Annotated in this window: 16 protein-coding genes; 10 read left to right on the top strand and 6 right to left on the bottom strand. The window is 74.3% G+C overall.

The features are described from left to right. Window positions 1–19 precede the first annotated feature (19 nt). The 4 genes from nhaA to OG556_RS18975 form a co-directional block, all read right to left on the bottom strand. Window positions 20–1396: a Na+/H+ antiporter NhaA gene (gene nhaA, locus OG556_RS18960; protein WP_371518082.1), complete on the bottom strand. Its 1377-nt coding sequence runs from the start codon at window positions 1394–1396 to the stop codon at window positions 20–22. Window positions 1397–1850: 454 nt separating this feature from the next. After that, the gene (gene acs, locus OG556_RS18965) at window positions 1851–3806 is read right to left on the bottom strand and encodes an acetate--CoA ligase (protein WP_371518084.1); all 1956 of its coding nucleotides are present in this window, start codon (window positions 3804–3806) and stop codon (window positions 1851–1853) included. Window positions 3807–4048: 242 nt separating this feature from the next. Then, the gene (locus tag OG556_RS18970; protein ID WP_371518085.1) at window positions 4049–6490 is read right to left on the bottom strand and encodes a SulP family inorganic anion transporter; all 2442 of its coding nucleotides are present in this window, start codon (window positions 6488–6490) and stop codon (window positions 4049–4051) included. A 478-nt stretch (window positions 6491–6968) separates the two neighbouring features. Continuing rightward, the gene (locus OG556_RS18975) at window positions 6969–7970 is read right to left on the bottom strand and encodes an ATP-binding protein (protein WP_371518087.1); all 1002 of its coding nucleotides are present in this window, start codon (window positions 7968–7970) and stop codon (window positions 6969–6971) included. A gap of 218 nt (window positions 7971–8188) precedes the next feature. On the opposite strand from OG556_RS18975, the gene OG556_RS18980 reads away from it, so the two are divergent. Further along, window positions 8189–9079, top strand: a complete 891-nt coding sequence (locus OG556_RS18980) for an oxidoreductase (RefSeq protein WP_371518088.1) — start codon at window positions 8189–8191, stop codon at window positions 9077–9079. A 448-nt stretch (window positions 9080–9527) separates the two neighbouring features. Here the strand turns inward: OG556_RS18980 and OG556_RS18985 are convergent, their stop codons facing one another. Further along, on the bottom strand, window positions 9528–10427 hold the full coding sequence (locus tag OG556_RS18985; RefSeq protein WP_371518089.1) for an HAD family hydrolase: 900 nt from the start codon (window positions 10425–10427) through the stop codon (window positions 9528–9530). Between the two features lie 727 nt (window positions 10428–11154). Here OG556_RS18985 and ssd point away from each other — a divergent pair. From ssd to OG556_RS19020, 7 genes are all read left to right on the top strand, one after another. Then, window positions 11155–12279, top strand: a complete 1125-nt coding sequence (ssd, locus tag OG556_RS18990; protein WP_371518090.1) for a septum site-determining protein Ssd — start codon at window positions 11155–11157, stop codon at window positions 12277–12279. Continuing rightward, window positions 12279–13628: a TadA family conjugal transfer-associated ATPase gene (locus tag OG556_RS18995; protein ID WP_371518091.1), complete on the top strand. Its 1350-nt coding sequence runs from the start codon at window positions 12279–12281 to the stop codon at window positions 13626–13628. Before ssd ends, OG556_RS18995 begins: the two co-directional genes overlap by 1 nt. A gap of 402 nt (window positions 13629–14030) precedes the next feature. After that, window positions 14031–14822, top strand: coding sequence for a type II secretion system F family protein (locus OG556_RS19000; RefSeq protein ID WP_371518092.1), 792 nt, complete (start codon window positions 14031–14033; stop codon window positions 14820–14822). Between the two features lie 191 nt (window positions 14823–15013). Next, window positions 15014–15613, top strand: coding sequence for a type II secretion system F family protein (locus OG556_RS19005; protein WP_371518093.1), 600 nt, complete (start codon window positions 15014–15016; stop codon window positions 15611–15613). Window positions 15614–15705: 92 nt separating this feature from the next. Further along, entirely contained in the window at window positions 15706–15978 is a 273-nt protein-coding gene (locus OG556_RS19010) for a DUF4244 domain-containing protein (protein WP_371518094.1), read from the top strand. A 217-nt stretch (window positions 15979–16195) separates the two neighbouring features. Then, window positions 16196–16573, top strand: a complete 378-nt coding sequence (locus OG556_RS19015) for a TadE family type IV pilus minor pilin (RefSeq protein WP_371518095.1) — start codon at window positions 16196–16198, stop codon at window positions 16571–16573. Then, window positions 16561–17061: an Rv3654c family TadE-like protein gene (locus OG556_RS19020; RefSeq protein ID WP_371518096.1), complete on the top strand. Its 501-nt coding sequence runs from the start codon at window positions 16561–16563 to the stop codon at window positions 17059–17061. Before OG556_RS19015 ends, OG556_RS19020 begins: the two co-directional genes overlap by 13 nt. On the opposite strand, the gene OG556_RS19025 is transcribed toward OG556_RS19020, so the two are convergent. Continuing rightward, on the bottom strand, window positions 17056–19524 hold the full coding sequence (locus OG556_RS19025) for a DEAD/DEAH box helicase (RefSeq protein ID WP_371518098.1): 2469 nt from the start codon (window positions 19522–19524) through the stop codon (window positions 17056–17058). The two genes, OG556_RS19020 and OG556_RS19025, sit on opposite strands and share 6 nt — an antisense overlap. 221 nt (window positions 19525–19745) lie before the next feature. Here OG556_RS19025 and bldG point away from each other — a divergent pair, with 221 nt between their 5' ends. Further along, entirely contained in the window at window positions 19746–20087 is a 342-nt protein-coding gene (bldG, locus tag OG556_RS19030) for an anti-sigma factor antagonist BldG (RefSeq protein ID WP_049659132.1), read from the top strand. Window positions 20088–20252: 165 nt separating this feature from the next. Beyond that, window positions 20253–20672, top strand: a complete 420-nt coding sequence (locus tag OG556_RS19035; RefSeq protein ID WP_371518100.1) for an ATP-binding protein — start codon at window positions 20253–20255, stop codon at window positions 20670–20672. Window positions 20673–20724: the final 52 nt, after the last annotated feature.

Consider the following 20724-nt stretch of genomic DNA (forward strand, 5'->3'; position numbering starts at 1 on the left):
GCCGGGCCGCCGGCGGGCCTCAGCGGGGCGTCTGCGGCCCCTCGCCGTCGGGTCGCGGGGCGAGCTCGGCGGCCCGGGCCCGCCAGGCCGGGTCGTCCTCCTGGTAGACGTCCGGGACGCCGTCGCCGTCCACGTCCCGGTCCTCCTCCTCGCACAGCGCGCGGTAGTGCCGGTTGCGGAGCTTGAGCAGCACGGTGGCCACCGTCGCGCAGAGCAGCGAGCCGACCAGGACGGCCGTCTTGGAGAGGTCGGCGAGGGCCAGGTCGTCGCGGAACGCCAGTTCGCTGATCAGCAGCGAGACGGTGAAGCCGATGCCCGCGAGCACCGAGACCGCGAACATGTCGGCCCACTTGAGCTTCGGGTTCAGCTCGGCCCGGGTGAACCGGGCGGCCAGCCAGGTGCCGCCGAATATGCCCACCGTCTTGCCGACCAGCAGGCCGATCACGATGCCGAGCGGCGTGGCCTGGGTGAACACCTCGCGCAGCGTCGGGCCGGAGATCGTCACCCCGGCGGCGAACAGCGCGAACACCGGGACGGCCAGACCGGCCGAGATCGGACGGACCAGGTGCTCGATGTGCTCGCCGGGGGAGTGCTGCTCGTCGCCCTCCCGGTGGCAGCGCAGCATCAGGCCCATCGCGACGCCCGCGACCGTGGCGTGGATGCCGCTCTCGTGCATCAGCGCCCAGTTCACGACGGCCAGCGGTACGAACAGGTACCAGCCGTGCACCCCGCGCCGGTGCAGGAACCAGAACAGCACCAGGCCGGCGAAGGCCAGGCCGAGCGCCCAGAACTTGATGCCGGAGCTGTAGAAGACCGCGATGATCAGGATCGCGATCAGGTCGTCCACCACGGCGAGGGTGAGCAGGAAGGCGCGCAGGGCGGACGGCAGGTGGCTGCCGACCACGGCCAGCACGCCGAGCGCGAAGGCGATGTCGGTGGCGGTCGGGATGGCCCAACCACTGGGGTGACCGCCGCTGCCCGAGTTGACGAGGGCGAACAGGATCGCCGGCAGCGCGACCCCGCAGACGGCGGCCACCACCGGGAGCACCGCGGCGCTCGGGGTGCGCAGCTCGCCCGCGACGAACTCGCGCTTGAGCTCGATCCCGGCCACGAAGAAGAAGATCGTCAGCAGGCCGTCCTTGGCCCAGTTGCCGAGGGTGAGGTCGAGGTGCAGCGGGGCGGACGGCCCGACGGTGTAGTCGAGGACGCTCTCGTACGCGTGCGGCCAGACGTTGGCCCAGACCAGTGCGACCACGGCGGCGAGCAGCAGCAGCACGCCGCCGACCGTCTCGGTGCGCAGGGCGTCGGTGATGAACGTACGCTCGGGCAGGGACAGCCGGCCGAGCAGCTGCCGGCGGCGGGTCGTCGGCTCTTGGACGGGCGGCTGGTCGGTCACGTGGACCTCCTGAGGGGCTGGGAGCGGCAACGGATGCACGTGTGGTGCAGTTGCCGACCAGACTTCCCGGCGCGCCCTGTGACGCTCGGATTCCCGTTCAGGGATCTTGATGCGTCGTTAACAGTCTAGGGGATCGTTCGGGTGACATCCGGATTGTCCTATTCAAGGACTTAAGCCCTGCGGGTTGGTTCTGCACTCCGGAGGAGCAGTGGCACGGTACCCGAATGGCCTAGGCCGCTCGCAGACGGGTGAACGCGGCCCTGTCGTCCTTGGCGTCGGTCGCAGGCGCCGCCCGGCCCCGGCCGCCCCGCCGGCGCACCCAGGCGGCGCACCCAGGCGGGGCGGCCCGCCGACACACCCCGGCGGCCGACCGGAAGCGGGCTTCGGACTCGCGGCATGGCTGTGCCCCGGGCGGTGACCACCGCCCGGGGCACGTTTCACCGTGTCGGTCGGCTCAGCCGTTGCCACCCGCCGGCGGCAGCTGGGCCTGGATCTGGCTCATCACCGTGCTGTCGGCGAGGGTGGTGGTGTCACCGACCTCGCGGCCCTCGGCGATGTCGCGCAGCAGACGGCGCATGATCTTGCCGGAGCGGGTCTTCGGCAGCTCGCCGACCACCTTGACCTGCTTCGGCTTGGCGATCGGGCCGAGCGTGCGGCCGACGTGCGCGCGCAGCTCCTCGACCAGCTCCGGGCTCTCGGTGGCGCCGCCGCGCAGGATCACGAAGGCGACGATGGCCTGGCCGGTGGTGGCGTCCGCGGCGCCGACCACGGCGGACTCGGCCACCGACGGGTGGCCGACCAGGGCCGACTCGACCTCGGTGGTGGAGATGTTGTGGCCCGAGACGAGCATGACGTCGTCGACCCGGCCGAGCAGCCAGATGTCGCCGTCCTCGTCCTTCTTGGCGCCGTCACCGGCGAAGTAGCGGCCCGCGAAGCGCGACCAGTAGGTGTCGATGTAGCGCTGGTCGTCGCCCCAGATGGTGCGCAGCATGGACGGCCACGGCTCGGTGAGCACCAGGTAGCCGCCGGAGCCGTTCGGGACCTCGTTGGCCTCGTCGTCGACCACGGTGGCCGCGATGCCCGGCAGGGCGCGCTGGGCCGAACCCGGCTTGGTCTCGGTGACACCCGGCAGCGGGCTGATCATCATGGCGCCGGTCTCGGTCTGCCACCAGGTGTCCACGATCGGGGTCTTGCCGGCGCCGATGTGCTCGCGGTACCAGATCCAGGCCTCGGGGTTGATCGGCTCGCCGACGCTGCCCAGCACCCGCAGCGAGGACAGGTCGAACTTCGCGGGGATGTCGTCGCCCCACTTCATGAAGGTGCGGATCGCGGTCGGCGCGGTGTAGAGGATCGTCACGCCATACTTCTGGACGATCTCCCAGAACCGGCCCTGGTGCGGGGTGTCCGGGGTGCCCTCGTAGATGACCTGGGTGGCGCCGTTGGAGAGCGGGCCGTAGACGATGTACGAGTGTCCGGTGACCCAGCCGATGTCGGCGGTGCACCAGTAGACGTCGGTCTCCGGCTTGAGGTCGAAGACCGCGTGGTGGGTGTAGCTGGCCTGGGTGAGGTAGCCGCCCGAGGTGTGCAGGATGCCCTTGGGCTTACCGGTGGTGCCCGAGGTGTAGAGGATGAACAGCGGGTGCTCGGCGTCGTGCGCCTCGGGGGCGTGCTCGGTGGACTGGCGCGCGGTGATCTCGTGCCACCAGACGTCACGGCCCTCGGTCCAGGAGATGTCCTGCCCGGTGCGGCGGATCACCAGGACGTGCTCGACGCCGTCGACCTTGGTGAGCGCCTCGTCGATGGCCGGCTTGAGCGCGGACGGCTTGCCGCGGCGGTAGCCGCCGTCGGCGGTGATGACGAGCTTGGCCTGGGCGTCCTCGATGCGGGAGGCGACGGCGTCGGCGGAGAAGCCGCCGAAGACCACCGAGTGGGTGGCGCCGATCCGGGCACAGGCGAGCATCGCGACGACCGCCTCGGCGATCATCGGCAGGTAGACCGCGACCCGGTCGCCCTTGCGGACTCCGAGCTCCAGCAGCGCGTTGGCGGCCTGCGAGACCTCGTCCTTGAGCTGGGCGTAGGTGATCGAGCGGCTGTCGCCGGGCTCGCCCTCGAAGTGGATCGCGACCCGGTCGCCGAGGCCCGCCTCGACGTGGCGGTCGACGCAGTTGTAGGCCACGTTGAGCTTGCCGTCGGCGAACCACTTGGCGAAGGGCGGGTTGGACCAGTCCAGGGTCTCGGTCGGCTCGACGGCCCAGCTGAGGCGGCGGGCCTGCTCGGCCCAGAAGCCCAGGCGGTCCTCGGAGGCCTGCGCGTACGCGGCCGCGGTGACGTTGGCGGCGGCGGCGAGCTCTGCCGGCGGGGCGAATCGACGCTCCTCCTTGAGCAGGTTGGCCAGGCTCTCGTTGCTCAACGCGCACTCCTCATCGAGTCATGATCGGAGACGATCCCGTGCGTGGGGATTGTCCCGTGTGTCCCAGCGCACAGCTCACCAGGCGAATGGGGCACTTGACAAGAGCCTCCGGGTAATTGGTGTAGACCTTTGACCGGCAGTCGAACGGACCATCGTACGGCGCACCGCTTTTGGGCGGTGTGCCGTACGACGGCCGGAGGGCCCGCGCCCCGGCCCGCCCGGCGGGGACACGGGCCCGGCTCTCAGGCGGCTAGCCAGGGGCCGTCCTCGGTGCCGTCGGCGGGAACCCGGCCATCCTCATTCACCCGTTCGGGCGTGTCGCCCGCCGGAGGCCCGGTCGGCGGCGCCTCCGGCGCGGCCCGGCCGGGCGTGGTTCCGGCCGCTGCCGTCCCGCTGCGCGCCTCGGTGTGCGCCTCGATCGGACTGAACGTCCCCGCGGCCCGGTCGAGCACGTACGCCTGGGCGGTCGCGAAGTCGAAGTACATCCCGACCAGTCGCAGGGTGCCCGCCTCCACCCGGCGCTCCACGGCCGGGTTGGCCAGCAGCTGGTCCAACTGCTGGACCACGTTGGTGATGCAGAGCTGCTCCACCAGGTCCACCACCGGCCGCGCGTCGAACCCTGCGGGGACCCGGCGGAGCCGATCCAGCGAGCCGCGGCCGTTGCGCAGCCAGCGGGCCAGTGGGGTGGGCGGCCCGGGGCGCTCGTGCACGCCGTCCAGCAGGGCCTTCATCGCGCCGCAGCCGGAGTGGCCGCAGACCGTGATCGAGCCGACCTCCAGCACCTCGACCGCGTACTGCACCGCGGCCGCCACCGAGTCGTCGGCCGCGCCGGGCTCGTACGGGGCCGGCACCAGATTGCCGACGTTGCGGACGGTGAACAGGTCCCCCGGGCCGCTGTTGGTGATCATGCTGGTGACCATCCGGGAGTCCGCGCAGGTCAGGAAGAGCTGGGAGGGCGTCTGCCCCTCCCGGGCCAGCCGGGCGAGTTCGGGCCGGATCAGCGGGGCGGTGTGCTGCTGGAACACCCGGACGCCGTCCAGCAGTCGGCCGTGCGGGTCCTCCTGCTGCTCGATGCAGTGGTGGCCGACCCAGGGCGTCCAGGCCCGGCAGCGGTGCGGACCGGGTGAACTGCCCGCCCGGACGGTGCCGTCGGGGTCGAGCACCTCGTCGTCCCTGCGGCGCGTCACCATCGAGACCCGGCCGCCCGCGGCCTGGTGGCCCGTCCGCCAACTGTGCAGCGTCTCGTACGCGGCGTGGTCCAGGAAGGAGCCGTCGTGGACCACGGTGACCTCGGCGCCGGAGGGGATCCCGGCCAGCGCCCGGCTCAGCCGGGGCACGGCGGTGAAGGTGAGCGGCCCGTGCGTCTGGACGGTGACCGCGCCGGCCGGGCCGGCCAGCACGTCCACGTGGGCGCGGGTCAGCCGGTAGAGCGCGAGCAGCACGGCGGTGCCGGCGCCCAGCGCGACGCCCCACAGCACGCCGAGCGCCACCACGGCGAGCACGGTGGTCAGGTAGACCGGGAACTCGCGGTGCCGGTGCACGTTGCGGATGTGCGCGAAGCTCACCATCTGCAGCCCGACCACCAGCACCAGCGCGGCCAGCGCGGCCAGCGGGATCCGGCGCAGCCCTCCGGTCAGCGCCAGTGCGGCGGCGAGCACCCAGACGCCGTGCAGCACCGAGGACCACCTGGTCTGGCCGCCGGCCCGCACGTTGGCGGTGCTGCGGACGGCGCCGCCGGCGACGGGCAGCCCGCCGACCAGCCCGCTGACGATGTTGGCCAGGCCTTGGCCGCGCAGTTCGCGGTCGAGGTCGCCGGTGCGGCGGGACATCCGGTCGATCGCGACGGCGGACAGCAGCGACTCCACGCTGGCGACGGCGGTGACGGTCAGGACGGCGGCCAGCACTCCGGCCAGCGGGCCGTGCGGCAGCGCGGGCACGAGGGAGTGCGGTTGCCAGGCGGGCAGCCCGATGTGGGCGAGCCGCAGGTCCAGGGCCAGGGCGAGCGCGGTCGCGGTGGCGACGGCGGCCAGCGGGCCCGGCACCTTGGCCAGCCTGGCGCCGAACTCGCCCGCGCGGCCGGGGAGCCGGCCGAGTCGGGGCCAGCCCAGCAGGACGGCGATGGTCACCGATCCGGCCAGCAGCGCGGGCGGGTGCGGCCCGGCCAACTGGCCCGGCAGCGCGAGGAGGTTGGCGATCACGGAGCTCTGCGGGGAGCCGCCGAGGACGACGTGCAGCTGCGCGATGGCGATGGTGAGCCCGACCCCGGCCAGCATGCCGTGCACGATGGCGGGCGAGACGGCGAGCGCGGTCCGGGCCACCCGGCGCACGCCGAGCAGGAGTTGGAGCAGCCCGGCGGCCAGGGTGATGGCGCAGGTGGCCCGCCACCCGTACTGGACGATCAGCCCGGCGGTGATCACGGTCAGCGCGGCGGAGGGGCCGCTGACCTGGAGCGGGGTGCCGCCGAACAGTCCGACGACGATGCCCCCGACGGCCGCGGCGGCGAGGCCGGCGGTGAGCGGGGCGCCGGTGGCGAGCGCGATGCCGAGGGAGAACGGCACGGCGATCAGGAAGACCACCAGGGAGGCCGAGAGGTCCTGGGCCCAGCGGGCCTTGGTGCCGGGGCCCGGTGGCGCGTGGTCGGTGGTGTCGGAGGCGATGGGGGCGCTGGAGATGTCGAGGGTCATTGTCTTCCCGTCTGTCCGGGGGAACGAACGCAGTCAGGTCCGGCGGTGAGTCCGGGGTGGGGCTCCGGGGCGGATCGGCTGTCGTGGGTCGCGACGGTGTGGCGGGATGGCGTGGGCGCGGCGGGGAGTGCGGGTGTCACCGGCCGGACCTCGACCATCAGGGCCCGCCAGGGACCTGGGCGAGGTGCGGGACGTCTCGCCGAGGGCCGTCGGGACGGACCATCAAGACTCGGTAAACCGAGGGTAATGAAAGCTTTGCACAGCGTCATTCCGGGAGGGAAGGGGAAAACCCCCCGATTCACCCCATTGGGTGGTGTTCGAATCGTTGGGAATCTGCTGCCGGGGACGGGGACGGGGACGGAGCGGGGGGCGGGGCGGCCGGGCGTTCGGTGGCGCCGGGTGGTCCGGACGTGCGGAACGGGCCGTGGCCCTCCCCGGGGAAGGGGGGAGGGCCACGGCCCGTTCGGGCGGAGCGGCGTCAGGCGCGCGCACCCGCCGGGGCGGGCCGCTCGCCGCCGACCCCGCCCAGTACGAAGGCCTCGTCCACCTGGGTCGCGAGGTCGACGCCGACCTTGGCGTTGGCCCAACTCTCCGCGTTGCGCACGTGGAAGAGCACGGCCTGCTCGGTGTAGCGGCGCACGTCCCGCTGCCCGTACGCGGCCTCGGCCTCGGCCCGCAGCTCCTCCAGGACGGCCCGGTTGGCCGGCTCCAGCGACTTCAGCGGAGGCTCGGCGCCCTGCTCCAGACGGCGCACCCAGTCCGAGTGCCCGAAGGTGGTGAGCAGGTCGTCGCCGACCTCCCGGCGCAGGAACGCCAGGTCGTCCGGGCCCTGCACCTTGTTGCCGATCACCCGCAGCCGGACGCCGAAGTCGCGGGCGTAGTCCTTGTACTGGCGGTAGACGGAGACGCCCTTGCGGGTCGGCTCGGCCACCAGGAAGGTCAGGTCGAAGCGGGTGAACAGGCCGGAGGCGAAGGAGTCCGAGCCCGCCGTCATGTCGGTGACCAGGTACTCGTCGGGGCCGTCCAGCAGGTGGTTGAGCAGCAGTTCCACCGCGCCGACCTTGGAGTGGTAGCAGGCCACCCCGAGGTCCTCCTCGGTGAAGGCGCCGGTCGCCAGCAGCCGGACCGAGCCCTCGTCCAGGGCGATCGGGCGGGCGCAGGCGGCGTAGACCGGGTTCTCCTCGACGATCCGCAGCAGGCGCGAACCCCGGCCGGGCGGCGTGGTCTTGATCATCTCGTCGGCCGAGCGGATCAGCGGGTTGCTGCCGCGCAGGTACTCCTTGATCTCCGGCAGGTGCGCGCCGAGCGAGGGCAGATCCGCGGCCTGGGTGTCCGTCAGGCCAAGTGCCGGGCCCAGGTGTTGGTTGATGTCGGCGTCGACGGCGATGACCGGCCGGCCCGCGGCGGCCAGATGGCGGATGAACAGTGCGGACAGCGTGGTCTTCCCGCTGCCGCCCTTGCCGACGAAGGCGATCTTCATCTGGGACTCCGGCTCTCGCTCTGGGCCCGCGCTCGGGGCCACCTGCTCAGGGGCCGCGCATGCCGAGGCGCCCTAAGTGGAAATAGTTATCGTCTCCGATAGTGGCCATGCTAGCCGGGGTTTGGGCCTCCTCGGCGGAGGGAAGTGAGGATTGCCTCTAACGGGTGATCCGGGGTTGCTGTTCCGGGAGGGGGCGGCTGTTCATTACTCTCGGGTAGGTGAGCACTGGAACAGATCCCCTCGCCCCGCTGGCCCAGCTCCCCGGGGTGCCCGACGCCGTGGCCGAGGTCCGCAAGGCCGTCGACCGGCTCTACGGCCACCGGGTGATGCGCCGCCGCGCGGCCGAGGTCACCTCCGAGTCCGCGCTGCGCGGAGCCCGCGCGTCGGCGGCGCTGGCCGGGGCCGACTGGCCGCTGGAGGAGGTCCGGCGCCGCAGCGACTTCAGCGCCGACCCCGAGGCCCGGACGGTCGGCGCGGCCCTGCGGATCGCCGCCGAGGCCGGCCAGCTGCTCAGCATCTGGCGGCACTCGCCGCTCCAGGTGCTGGCCCGGCTGCACCTGCTCGCCGTCGGCGACGGCGAGCCGTCCGCCGGGCGGCCCCGCCGCGCGGGCGAAGGCGCCGAGGAGCTGTTCCCGCTGCGGCTCGAGCCGGTGGAGAGCGTCGAGGTCGTCCAGGTGGACGAGCCGCTGCCCGTGCTGCCGCCCGCCCCGGGGGCCGAGGAGGTCGCGGCCCGGCTCGACCAGCTCTCCCGGCTGCTGGTGGCGCGCGCCGAGGGCCAGGGCGTGGGGACGCCGGCCCTGGTGGTCGCCTCCGTGGTACACGGCGAACTGCTCGCGCTGCGGCCGTTCGCTGCGCACAACGGCGTGATCGCGCGGGCCGCCCAGCGGATCGTGCTGCTCGCCGAGGGGCTCGACCCGAAGTCGATCTGCCCGGCCGAGGTCGGGCTGGCGGAACTCGGCACCGACGCCTACCGGCGGGCCCTGGCCGGCTACCTGGCGGGCACGTCCGAGGGGATGGCGGCCTGGATCGCGCACTGCGGGCGGGCGCTGCGGCTCGGGGTGCGGGAGAGCACGGCGGTCTGCGAGGCGATGCAGCGCGGGATGGTCTGAGCGGGCGGGGGTCGCGGGCGCGGCGGGGGCACGGGCGCTTCCGGCGCTTCCGGCACATCCGGCGCTTCCGACACGAAGATGCGGCGGCACCTGATCCTGCCTGGTGCCGCCGCTGGTGCAGATACCGGGTGACCATGCATGCACCGGAAGTGCTGATCAGACGGGGATCCTGCCCGTTCGTCTGGTCCAGCGGCCCGACAGCGGGTCGGCTGCATGTGGGTGCTCGGTTACCTGTACACGCGGTCCGTGGGGCCTTAACTGCGTTGTCGGTTTGACCTCTTCGGGTCCTGACCGGGTCTCGCGGGCCGTGCTTCATTTGTATCGCGTTTCGGGCGAAAGGGGAACCCGAAAAGTGAACTCTGTGCTGATTGTCTGATTTGCCTGCGTTGCGGGGCCCGCGGGGGGTGGCCCTCGGGTCGCCCGCGTTGTGGGGCCTGCGGCGGGCGGTTCAGGCCTTCGGGCGGCGCCGGTGGGCCAGGTACCAGATGACCCCGGCGGTCACGGCCGCCGTCCCGATCGCCACGGCCGTCAGCACCGAGCCGCTCGGCGCGGAGAACTCCGGGAGCCGCCGCCGCAGTTCCACCGGCCGGTCGAATACCAGCACCGGCCACTCCCGGGCCTGCGCCTCCTTCCGCAGCGCGCGGTCGGGGTTGACCGCCGACGGGTGGCCGACGGCCTCCAGCAGCGGAAGGTCGGTGGAGGAGTCGCTGTAGGCGTAGGACGCGGCCAGGTCGTAGCCCTCGGACTCGGCCAACTCCCGGATGGCGGCGGCCTTGTTCTCGGCGTAGGCGTAGTACTCGATCTCGCCGGTGTAGCAGCCGTCCTCGACCTTGAGCCGGGTGGCGATCACGTGGTCCGCGCCGAGTAGCGTGCCGATCGGCTCGACCACCTCGGAGCCCGAACTGCTGACGATCACCACGTCCCGACCGGCCGCGTGGTGCTGCTCGATCAGTGAGGCGGCCTCGTCGTAGATGATCGGGTCGATCAGGTTGTGCAGCGTCTCCGCGACGATCTCGCGGACCTGCTGGACGTTCCAGCCCCGGGTGAGCGAGGAGAGGTACTCGCGCATCTTCTCCATCTGGTCGTGGTCCGCGCCGCCGACCAGGAAGACGAACTGGGCGTACGCGCTGCGCAGTACGGCCCGACGGTTGATCAGACCGCCCTGGTAGAACGGGCGGCTGAAGGCCAGCGCGCTCGACTTGGCGATGATGGTCTTGTCCAGGTCGAAGAAGGCCGCCGTGCGCGGCCCGCCCGGCCCGGGGCGAACGGGTGAGCGGGTCTGCGCGGGCCCGGTGGCCTCGCCCGGGGACTCGTCGGCGTGGTCGTCGGCGTTCTCGGTGGTGTCCACGGGAACCGAGGATAGAGGGAGCCGCAAAACAGGCCGCCATTCGGTGTACCCGTGGGCGTGCGGGTTTGTGTTTCTGGCCGCTCGGGTACACCATGGAAGTCACGGATCGTTCGCGACCGTGCTAACCCGGTCCGGCTCCTCCCCCCCGAGTCGGGCTGTGGATAGACGACCCCCGCTCTCCCCCCCGGCGGGGGTCGTCGCACGTCCGGGGCCATTTTTAGGCCCTGAAGGCCCCTCGCGGCGAGCGCCGCGACCGCCCCGCCGACGGTGTACGGGGGGTGTCGACCCCCTGGTCCACTGACCACCTTTCGTCACTCTGTGTCGCTGTTTGCTCATGGCTGCCCGTGGCCCCTCGGCTGGTTCCGATCGGTGGGCAGGGCTGCTGCGGCGGGGTGTCCGAGGGGGCGGCCGGGAGGGTCCGTCGGGTGGCCGGCGAGGGTGCGAGGGGCTTCCGGTTCACCTCCGTGATCCCCGATCGTCAATTCTTTGACGATTAATCCCTCGCCCGGGTGAACGTTTTCCTCCACAGCCCACGAGTTATCCACAGGTATTCGCATCGTGGATGACGGAATCCCGATCTCCCCCCACCGTGATGGTCGGCGGCGGTCGCCGGGCGGATCTCACCTCCCTCTCTCCCACGAGGTCTGCCGGGCGGCCGTTCGCCGGAACCGTCCGACGCGCGCCCCGGACCGCCCCTGGCGGCCGTCGGCGCAGAGGGGAGCCCGCCATGTCGACGCCGATCGCCGACCACGCCACCACCGAAGGGCCCGGGGCCAGCGGCCCGCTCGTCGTCACCGAGGACGAGGGCCTGGCCGAGCACCTGCTGCGGCTCTGCGCGGCCGCCGGCACCGAACCGAGGCTGATCCGGGGCGCACCACCGCCGCGCGAGCTCTGGGAGGGCGCCTCACTGGTGCTCATCGGGGACGACCAGGCCGCTCGGTGCGCCGGGCTCGGCCGGCGCGGCGGGGTGCTGCTGCTCGGGCTGGATCTCGACGACGCCGGGGTGTGGGTCAGAGCCGTCCAACTCGGCGCCGAGCACGTGCTGTTCCTCCCCGACGCCGAGGCCTGGCTGCTCGACCGGATCGCCGACGCGGCCGAGGGCGCCGGCTCCCCGGCGCTCACCGTCGCCGTACTCGGCGGCCGGGGCGGGGCCGGGGCCTCGACCCTGGCCTGCGCCCTCGCGGTCACGGCCGCGCGAGCGGGGCGGCGGACGATGCTCATCGACGGAGATCCGCTGGGCGGCGGCCTCGACATCCTGCTCGGTGGCGAGGCGGCCCGCGGGCTGCGCTGGCCCGATCTGGCCGGCTCGCGCGGGCGGGTCAGCGGGGCCGAACTGGCCAGGGCACTACCGGTGCTCAAACGGCTCTCCGCGCTCTCCTGCCTGTCCTGGGACCGCGGCGACACCCTGACCGTGCCGCCGGAGGCCATGCGCAGCGTGCTGGCCGCCTCGCGGCGGCGCGGCGGGCTGGTCGTCGTCGACGTGCCGCGCCATCTCGACGCGGCCGCCGGGCAGGCGCTGGAGCAGTCCGACCTGGCGCTGCTGGTGGTGCCGGCCGAACTGCGCGCGGTGGCCGCCGCGGACCGGGTCTCGGCGGCCGCCCGGATGCGGCTCGGGGACGTCCGGGCGGTGGTGCGGTCGCCGCGCACCTCCGGACTCCCGGCCCACCGGATCGCCCGCGGACTGCGGCTGGAGCTCGCGGGGGAGTTGGAGCCGGAACCCGGCCTGGCGGAGGACGTCGAGAAGGGCGTCCCGCCCGGAATCCGGGACGGCGGCCCGCTCGCGCGCTTCTGCGAGACCTTCCTGGACGAGGCGCTGCCGCCGGTGCCGGCGGTCGGAGGAGGTGTGTACTGATGGTCCGTCTGCGCAGAACAGGCCCCACCGTGCGGGCGGGGGGCGGTCCGAAGAGCCGGGGCGAGAGTGCGGGGGAGCACCGGCCGCTCAGGAGCGTGCCGCCGCCCGGCGGCCCGCCCGAAGCACCGCGCCACCCCTGCCCGTACGGGCGCACCGCCCGGGAGGAGCGGACGGCGGAGCTGGTGGACGCGGTCCGGCTGCGGCTGGCCGAGTCGGGTGCCGCTCCGACGGCGGGGTCGGTCGCGGCGGTGCTGCGGGCCACCCGGCCGCCGCTCGGCGGGGACGAAGTCCTGGACACCGTGCGCTCGTTGCGCGCCGAACTGGTGGGTGCGGGCCCGCTGGAGCGGCTGTTGGCGGCGCCCGATGTCACGGACGTCCTGGTGAACGGTCCGGACGAGGTGTGGGTCGACCGTGGCGGCGGTCTGCACCGGGCCACCGGAATCCGGTTCGCCGACGCCGAGGCGGTACGGCGGCTGGCCCACCGGCTGGCCACCGCGGCCGGGCGGCGGCTGGACGACGCGCGGCCCTGGGTGGACGCCCGGCTGCCGGACGGCACCCGCCTGCACGCCGTGCTGCCGCCGATCGCGGCCGGCTGCACGCACATCTCGCTGCGGGTCTGCCGGCCCCAGCCGTTCACGCTCGACGAACTGGTGGCGGGCGGGGCGCTGCCGCCGGAGGGCGCCGGCCTGCTGGCCGGCATCCTGCGGGCCAGGCTGTCGCTGCTGGTGTCCGGCGGGACGGGCACGGGCAAGACCACGCTGCTCGCGGCCCTGCTCGGCCTGGTCGGGCCGGAGGAGCGGATCGTCATCGCGGAGGACTCCGCCGAACTGCGGCCGGCCCATCCGCACGTGGTCCGGTTGCAGAGCAGACCGCCCAACCAGGAGGGGCTGGGTGAGCTCACGCTGCGGGACCTCGTCCGGCAGGCGCTGCGGATGCGCCCGGACCGGCTGGTGATCGGAGAGGTCCGCGGGGCCGAGGTGTCGGACCTGCTGGCCGCGCTGAACACCGGGCACGAAGGCGGCTGCGGCACGGTGCACGCCAACACGGCGGCGGACGTGCCGGTCCGGCTGGAGGCGCTGGGCTCGCTCGCCGGGCTCGACCGGCCCGCGCTGCACAGTCAACTCCGGGCCGCGCTCGACCTGGTGGTGCACCTGGTGAGGGAGCCGGGCTCGGGGCGCCGCCGGGTGGCGGAGATCCACACGCTGGCCGCCGGCCCTGACGGGCTGGCCGTCACCACCCCGGCGGTGGAGTTCCCGGTGGCGGGCGGTCTGGTCCCCGGGGCGGGCTGGGAGCGACTGGTCGGGCTGCTGGCGGTGCGCGGGGTGTCGCTCGCGGCGGGGTCGACGTGACGGCGGCGGTGGCCGGGTTGGTGGGAGCGGCCGGGTTGGCGGGTGCGGGGGCGGGTGCATGGGCGGTGGAACTCGCGTTCGTCCTGCTGCTGGGCGGGTGTGCGGCGGGCGCCCTGACGCTGCTCGGGGTGTGGAACAGGAAAGACCGGCGACCGGGAGAGTCCTGACGTGATGGATGATCAGAGTTCTTTCTGTTGGGTATTGGTGCTGTGCCTTCTGGCCGTCGCCGCGTGGCGTGCGGTGCAGGAGCAGCTGCCGGGCGGGCGGCGGTACAGGCTGGTGCTGGCCGGCAGCGGGCCCCCGCCTGTTCCCGTGCCGGGCCCGCCGACGGCGACCGCGGGACGTGCTCGGCTGCGACCGTCCGACTGGCGGGTGCCCGAACTGCTGCTCTTGCCTGTGGGGTTGGCCGCCGCGCAGGCGACGTCCTCGCCGCTGCCGGTGCTCGCCGCCGGGCTGGCCGTACTGCCGCTGCGGCGGTGGCGGCTGCGGCGGCGCGCGGCGGTGGAGGCCGGGCGGCGGGCGGCAGCCGTGGTGGAGCTCTGCGCAGGGCTGGCAGGGGAGTTGCGCAGCGGGGCGACGCCGGAGCAGGCGTTGCACCTGGTCACGGCCCGCCTCGCGGCCGACCCGGACGGGCTGCGCAGGCTCGGCGAGGAGCCGGTGGCGCGGCTCGCGGCGGGCCGGTACGGCGGGGATGTGCCCGCCGCGCTGCACCTGCTCGCCGAACTGCCGGGCGGGAACGGGGCTTCGGCGATCGCGGCCTGCTGGCAGGTCGCGTCCGACGGCGGGTCGGGGCTGGCCGTCGCGCTGGACCGGGTGGCGGAGGCGCTGCGCGGCGAGCGGGCGCTGGCGGAGGAGATCGCCGGGGAACTGGCGGGGCCGCGGACCACGATCGCCGTCCTGGCCGCCCTGCCGGCCGCCGGGCTGCTGCTGGGGGCGGCGCTCGGGGCCCGGCCGGTGGGCGTCCTGCTGCACACGCCCGCCGGGCTGGGGTGCCTCGCTGCGGGGGCGGCGCTGGAGGGTCTGGGCGTGCTCTGGACGGCGCGCATCGTCCGGGCGGCGGCTCAGGGTGCTCAGGGTGCCTTGGAGACGCCCCGGCGGGCTGGCGGGGTGCGGGGCACTGGTGGCGGCGGGAGTTGCGGGCTCTCACGGGTACGGGCGCGGGTGCGGACACGGGCGGAGGTGGTGTCGGGGTGATCCGGGGAGTCGGGTGGGTGATCGTCGGGGGTCCGGTGGTGGTGGCTGGCGCGGTGCTGGTGCGCGGGTGGGTGCGACAACGGCAGGCGTTCGGCCGGGTGTTGGCGCGGGTGTCGCCGGGGGCGGGGGTGGGGGCAGAGGCGTCGGCTTCTGGTGGCGGTGGCGGTGGTGTCGGCGGGCGTTGGCGGCCCGTGGCCCTGGCGGTGGGCGCCGGGGCCGGCGCGGCGATGCTGCTCGGCGGCGCCGTCGGGGTGGTCGTCGGGGCGTTGCTGGCGGCGGGTGTGCACCGGTGGTCGGCCCGGGTGCGGTCCCCGACGGAGCGGCGGGCGGCCCTGGAGGAGGAGCTGCTGACCAGGCAACTCCCGCTGAGTGCCGAGCTGTTGGCGGCCTGCCTCGGTTCGGCGGCCTCACCCTCGGCAGCGGTGTCGGCGGTCGGCCGGAGTGTGGGGGCACCAATGGGGCCCCGGCTGGTCGCCATCGGCGCCGAACTGGCCCTGGGCGCACCGCCGGAACTGTGCTGGAGCCGTCTGGGCGAGCAGCACCCGTCGCTGGCCCCGCTGGCGCGCTGCCTGGTCCGGACGAGCCTCGGCGGGGCTCCGGCGGCCGGGCCCTTGATCGGGCTCGCGCAGGGGCGGCGGACGGCGGCAGCCCGGGCGGCCCACGTCCGGGTCCGCCGGGCGGGGGTGCTCGCCACCGCTCCGCTCGGGCTCTGCTTCCTCCCGGCCTTCGTGCTGATCGGCGTGGTGCCGGTCGTCATCGGCCTCACCAGCCGCTTCGCCCAGGGCGGGTGAACGAGGGGCCGTGCCGAGCGGATCGGCGGCGGAGCCGTGGGCAGCGGCGTCGGCGGCATCGGTATTTCGTATCTCGGAGACAGGAGAGGTTCATGACCGCAGTGATCGCAACGAGGCCCGGTAGCGGGCTCGCGCCCCGGCAAGCGCCTGGGGTGTGGCGGCGCAGGAGCCGCTGGGTGGCCCGCCGGATGCGCGGGATGGCCCGGAGCCGGGGCCGGTCGGACGCCGGGATGACCACGGCGGAATACGCCGTCGGGACCTTGGCCGCGTGTGCCCTCGCGGCCGGGCTGTACAAGGTGGTGACCAGCGCGACCATCATGGGGGCGCTGACCGATTCACTGGAACGGGCGCTTCATGCGACCTAGCGACCGTCCGCGAACTCCCGCCTGTGCGGCGGCGTTGGGGGACGCGTCTCGTCGCGTTGCCGGGGGCCGCCCGGCGGCCCCCACCGCGTCCTGCCCCTCCGCCGCTATTCGGTGCACGCACCCCGGCGCCGCCGCGCACCGCCCCCGCCCGGCGGCGGCGCGTGGCGGCGGGCGGGCGTGGTCGCTGCGGCCGGGCCGGCGCGGCGATGCGGGCTTCGTGACGGCGGAGACCGCGGTGGCCCTGCCGGCACTCGTCCTGCTCGCGGCGATGTTGATCTGGGGCGTGCTGGCGGCGGCCGCGCAGATCCGCTGTGTGGACGCGGCCCGGGTCGGGGCCAGGGCGGCCGCACGCGGGGAGGCGGACGCCGCCGAACTCGCCCGCGCGGCCGCGCCGCCGGGGGCTCAGGTGCGGGTGGCGATGGCGGCGGAGGTGGTGCGGGTGGAGGTGGACGCGTCGTGCGGGGCGCCGGGCCGGCTCGGCGGGTTGCTCGCGGTGCGGCTGGGCGCGACCGCGGTGGCGGCGCGGGAGGACACCCTCGTGGGGGTCACGGGAGGTACGGGAACCGCGGGAGGTGGTGGTTCATGGCCGGCCTGACCGGGGTGCGGCCGGGGGCGCGGCGGTGGGCGAGGGCGCGTACCGCCCGGGCGGCCGCCGTCGGCGGGCGCGGGCCGGACGCCGGTTCGGCGACGGTCTGGCTGCTCGCCCTGGCGATGCTCGGCACGGCGGTCTTCGCCGGGACGATCGCGGTCGGAGCGGTGGTCGCCGCGCGGCACCGGGCCGAGTCGGCCGCCGACCTGGCGGCGCTCGCGGCCGCGGACCGGCTGCTGCTGGACCCGGACGGCGGGTGCGGGCGGGCCGAGGGGATCGCCGTCGCGCAGGGCGCCGGCCTGGTGTCCTGCACGGTGGACCGGGCGGGGGACGCCGTCGAGGTGGTGGCCGAGGTGACGGTCGGTGGGCTGCCGGCGCGTCTGCCGCTCGGCCCGGCGCGGGCGAGGGCGCGGGCGGGGCCGGTGCGGGCCGCGGTCACCGCCGCCGAGGACGGCCCCGGCGGGCCGACCGGCGGGTCGGCGGCGGGCTCATGAGCCGGTCGGCGGCCCACCGTCCGCGCTCGGCTCGGGCTTCGCCCCGGAGTTCGTCTCGTGGTCCGCTTCGGAGCTCGCTGAGGAGTCCACTGAGGGGCCTGCTGAGGGGCCTGCCGCCCCGGAGCCTGCCGCCCCGGAGCCCGCCGTCCGGGGGGCGCCGGCCAGCAGGACGTCCAGCAGTTGGACGGCGGCGGCCTTGTCCAGCGGTTCGTTCCCGTTGCCGCACTTGGGCGACTGGACGCAGGACGGGCAGCCGCGCTCGCACTCGCAGGAGGCGATCGCCTCGCGCGTGGCCGTCAGCCACTCGACGGCTCGCTGGAAGCCGCGTTCGGCGAAGCCGGCCCCGCCCGGGTGGCCGTCGTAGACGAACACGGTGGGCAGTTCGGTGTCGGGGTGCAGCGGGACGGAGACCCCGCCGATGTCCCAGCGGTCGCAGGTGGCGAACAGCGGCAGCAGGCCGATCGAGGCGTGTTCGGCGGCGTGGGCGGCGCCGGGCAGCTGGTCGAGCGGAAGGTTCGCGTCCAGCAGCTGGTCCTCGGTGACGGACCACCAGACCGCGCGGGTGCGCAGCGTGCGGGGCGGCAGGTCGAGCTTGCTCTCGCCCATGATCTCCCCGGTGGAGATCCGCTTCCGGAGGTAGCCGACCACCTGGTTGACCACCTCCACCGAACCGAAGCTGAGCCGGCCCTCGCCCCAGGCGACGGTGGTGTCGGTGTCGAGCACGGAGATGGAGGTGATGTCGCGGGCGGCCGTGGTGTACGGCGGGTCGGCCGGATCGACCAGGGCGACCGAGTTCTCCAGGTCGAGTTCCCGGACCAGGAAGGTGCGGCCCTGGTGCAGGTGGACGGCCCCGGTGTGGACGGTGGTGTGGGCGGCCGCGGCGTCCACCGTGCCGAGCAGGCGGCCGGTGTCGGCCTCGACGATCTGGACCGGGCTGCCGCCGCTGCCGCGCAGGTCGACGGCGTCGGCCGCGCGTTCGCGGCGGGTCCAGTACCAGGAGCCGTCGCTGCGCCGTCGCAGCAGGCCGCGCCGTTCCAGGACGGGCAGCAGCGGTGCGGTGGAGGGGCCGAACAGCTCCAGGTCGGCGTCGGTGAGCGGGAGTTCGGCGGCTGCCGCGCACAGGTGCGGCGCGAGTACGTGGGGGTTGTCCGGGTCGAGCACGGTGGCTTCGACGGGCGCCGCGAACAGCGCCTCGGGGTGGTGCACCAGGTAGGTGTCCAGCGGGTCGTCCCGGGCGATCAGGACGGCCAGCGCGCCCTGGGCCTCGCGGCCCGCCCGCCCGGCCTGCTGCCAGAGCGAGGCCCGGGTGCCGGGGTAGCCGGCCATCAGGACGGCGTCGAGGCCGGAGACGTCGACGCCGAGTTCGAGGGCGGAGGTGGAGGCGAGTCCGAGCAGTCGGCCGGTGTGCAGCGCGCGTTCCAGGGCCCGGCGTTCGTCGGCGAGGTAGCCGCCGCGGTAGGCGGCCACCCGGTCGGCGAGCGGTCGGCCCAGCTGGTCCTGGGTCTGGAGGGCGACGAGTTCGGCGGCCCGGCGGGAGCGGACGAAGACGACGGTGCGGGTCTGGCGCTCGACCAGGTCGGTCAGCAGGTGCGCGGCCTCGGCGGTGGCCGTGCGGCGGACGGGCGCGCCGTGTTCGCCGACGTTCTCGGTCAGCGGCGGCTCCCAGAGGCCGAAGACCATCGGTCCGCGCGGCGAGGCGTCCTCGGTGACCGCCCGGGCGGGCAGGCCGGTCAGGCGCTCGGCGGTGGCGGCCGGGTCGGCGGTGGTGGCGGAGGCGAGCAGGAAGGTGGGTGACGAACCGTATCGGGCGCAGACGCGGCGCAGCCGCCGGAGCACCTGGGCGACGTGCGAGCCGAACACGCCCCGGTAGCTGTGGCACTCGTCGACGACGACGTAGCGCAGCACCTTGAGGAAGGAGGCCCAGCGGGCGTGGGCGGGCAGGATGCCGCGGTGCAGCATGTCCGGGTTGGTGAGCACGTACGAGGCGTACTGGCGGACCCACTCGCGTTCCTCGGGCGGGGTGTCGCCGTCGTAGAGGGCGGGCCGGACCCGGGGCGGGGCGAGTTCGGCGGCCCGTCGGCGCTGGTCGGCGGCGAGCGCCTTGGTCGGGGCGAGGTAGAGCGCGGTGGCGCCGCGGCCGTTGCGGGCCTCGGTGCCGTCCAGCAGGTCGCTGAGGACCGGGGCCAGGTAGCCGAGCGACTTGCCCGAGGCGGTGCCTGTGGCGATCACCACAGTCTGACCGCTTTTGGCCAGTTTCATCGCTTCTGCCTGGTGCGCCCAGGGCTGCTCCACACCGACGGCGAGCGCGGCGTCCACGATCTCGGGCCGGATCGACTCGGGCCACGGCGCATAACGCGCAGGTCGGGCGGGAAGGTGCTCCGTATGGGTGAGCCGGTCGGACCGCCCCCGGCTGGTGGACAGGGTCGTGAGCAGTGCCTCGGGCAGGCTGTGTCGGGGCGGCATGAGGACCCAGTGTGTCACCGGCGTGACGGAGAATCGTCGTAAGCCATCGTGCGGGCATGGTCGCAGGTGGTTGAATGTGGCCGTGACGGCCGGATGGCCGTGGGTCGCAGCGCCGAGGCTTGCCACGTGTGGCTGGGTGCGCCCGGGCTCGCGACCATGCGGTGGCGGCCGGCCGGCCGAGGATCGCACATGACGTAGCAAGGCAAGGTGCTGGAGGTTCCGTGGACCTGTCCCTGTCGACCCGTTCAGTCGGCGATCGTACGGTCGTCGAGGTTGGCGGCGAGATCGATGTGTACACCGCCCCGAAGCTGCGGGAGCAGCTGGTCGAGCTCGTCAACGACGGCAAGTACCACCTCGTCGTCGACATGGAAGGCGTTGACTTCCTCGACTCGACCGGCCTCGGTGTGCTGGTGGGCGGTCTGAAGCGGGTGCGTGCCCACGAGGGCTCGCTGCGCCTGGTCTGCAACCAGGAGCGCATCCTGAAGATTTTCCGCATCACCGGCCTGACCAAGGTCTTCCCGATCCACACCTCGGTGGACGACGCGGTCAACGCGACCGACTGACGCGGCCGGGCCGGCCCGTGCTTGTGGAGGCCGGCCCGTTCATTCCACGCGTCCGGGGTGCCGGGGCCTGCGGGTCCCGGTGCTTCCCGGCCGTCCCGGGGCCGGTTCCGCCGGCCCGCAGGGGCCGCATCGTCGGCCCCGGTCGGAGCACCCCGAAGGGGAGAGATGGCAACCGTCGAACTTCGATTCAGCGCGCTTCCGGAGCACGTGCGAACGGCCCGGCTGGTCGCCGCGGCCGTCGCGAGACGGGCCGGGGTCGACGAGTCGGTGCTCGACGAGGTACGGCTCGCGGTCGGTGAGGCCTGCTCCCGCGCGGTCGGTCTGCACCAGCGCGGCGGCATCGGCGGCACGGTCCGGGTCGCGTTGACCGACCAGGAGAAGCGTTTCCTCATCGAGGTCGAGGACGAGGCCGGCCCCGCCGCCGTCCCGGCCCCCGGCGCCGCCGAGGAGGCGGACCCGGACGAGGACACCCTCGGCCTCGCGGTGATCACCGGCCTGGTCGAGGACCTGGAGGTCACCAACGGCACGGACGGTGGCCTGATCCGGATGAGCTGGCCGGTTTCGGTCGAGTCCGTGGCGGTCTGAGGGCCCGACCTCCGGCGTGCCTCGTGTGTCCCGGGTGGTCCATGGGTGGTCC

Origin of the sequence: Kitasatospora sp. NBC_01300, from assembly GCF_041435235.1 — a bacterium.
In the GTDB taxonomy this organism is placed as follows: domain Bacteria; phylum Actinomycetota; class Actinomycetes; order Streptomycetales; family Streptomycetaceae; genus Kitasatospora.

Bases quoted from the DNA above. Each gene is read 5' to 3' on its own strand.
- OG556_RS18970 (WP_371518085.1), bottom strand. From the start codon at position 6,490: ATGACCCTCGACATCTCCAGCGCCCCCATCGCCTCCGACACCACCGAC.
- OG556_RS18975 (WP_371518087.1), bottom strand. From the start codon at position 7,970: ATGAAGATCGCCTTCGTCGGCAAGGGCGGCAGCGGGAAGACCACGCTG.
- ssd (WP_371518090.1), top strand. From the start codon at position 11,155: ATGTCGACGCCGATCGCCGACCACGCCACCACCGAAGGGCCCGGGGCC.
- OG556_RS18995 (WP_371518091.1), top strand. From the start codon at position 12,279: ATGGTCCGTCTGCGCAGAACAGGCCCCACCGTGCGGGCGGGGGGCGGT.
- OG556_RS19010 (WP_371518094.1), top strand. From the start codon at position 15,706: ATGACCGCAGTGATCGCAACGAGGCCCGGTAGCGGGCTCGCGCCCCGG.
- OG556_RS19020 (WP_371518096.1), top strand. From the start codon at position 16,561: ATGGCCGGCCTGACCGGGGTGCGGCCGGGGGCGCGGCGGTGGGCGAGG.
- OG556_RS19025 (WP_371518098.1), bottom strand. From the start codon at position 19,524: ATGCCGCCCCGACACAGCCTGCCCGAGGCACTGCTCACGACCCTGTCC.
- OG556_RS19035 (WP_371518100.1), top strand. From the start codon at position 20,253: ATGGCAACCGTCGAACTTCGATTCAGCGCGCTTCCGGAGCACGTGCGA.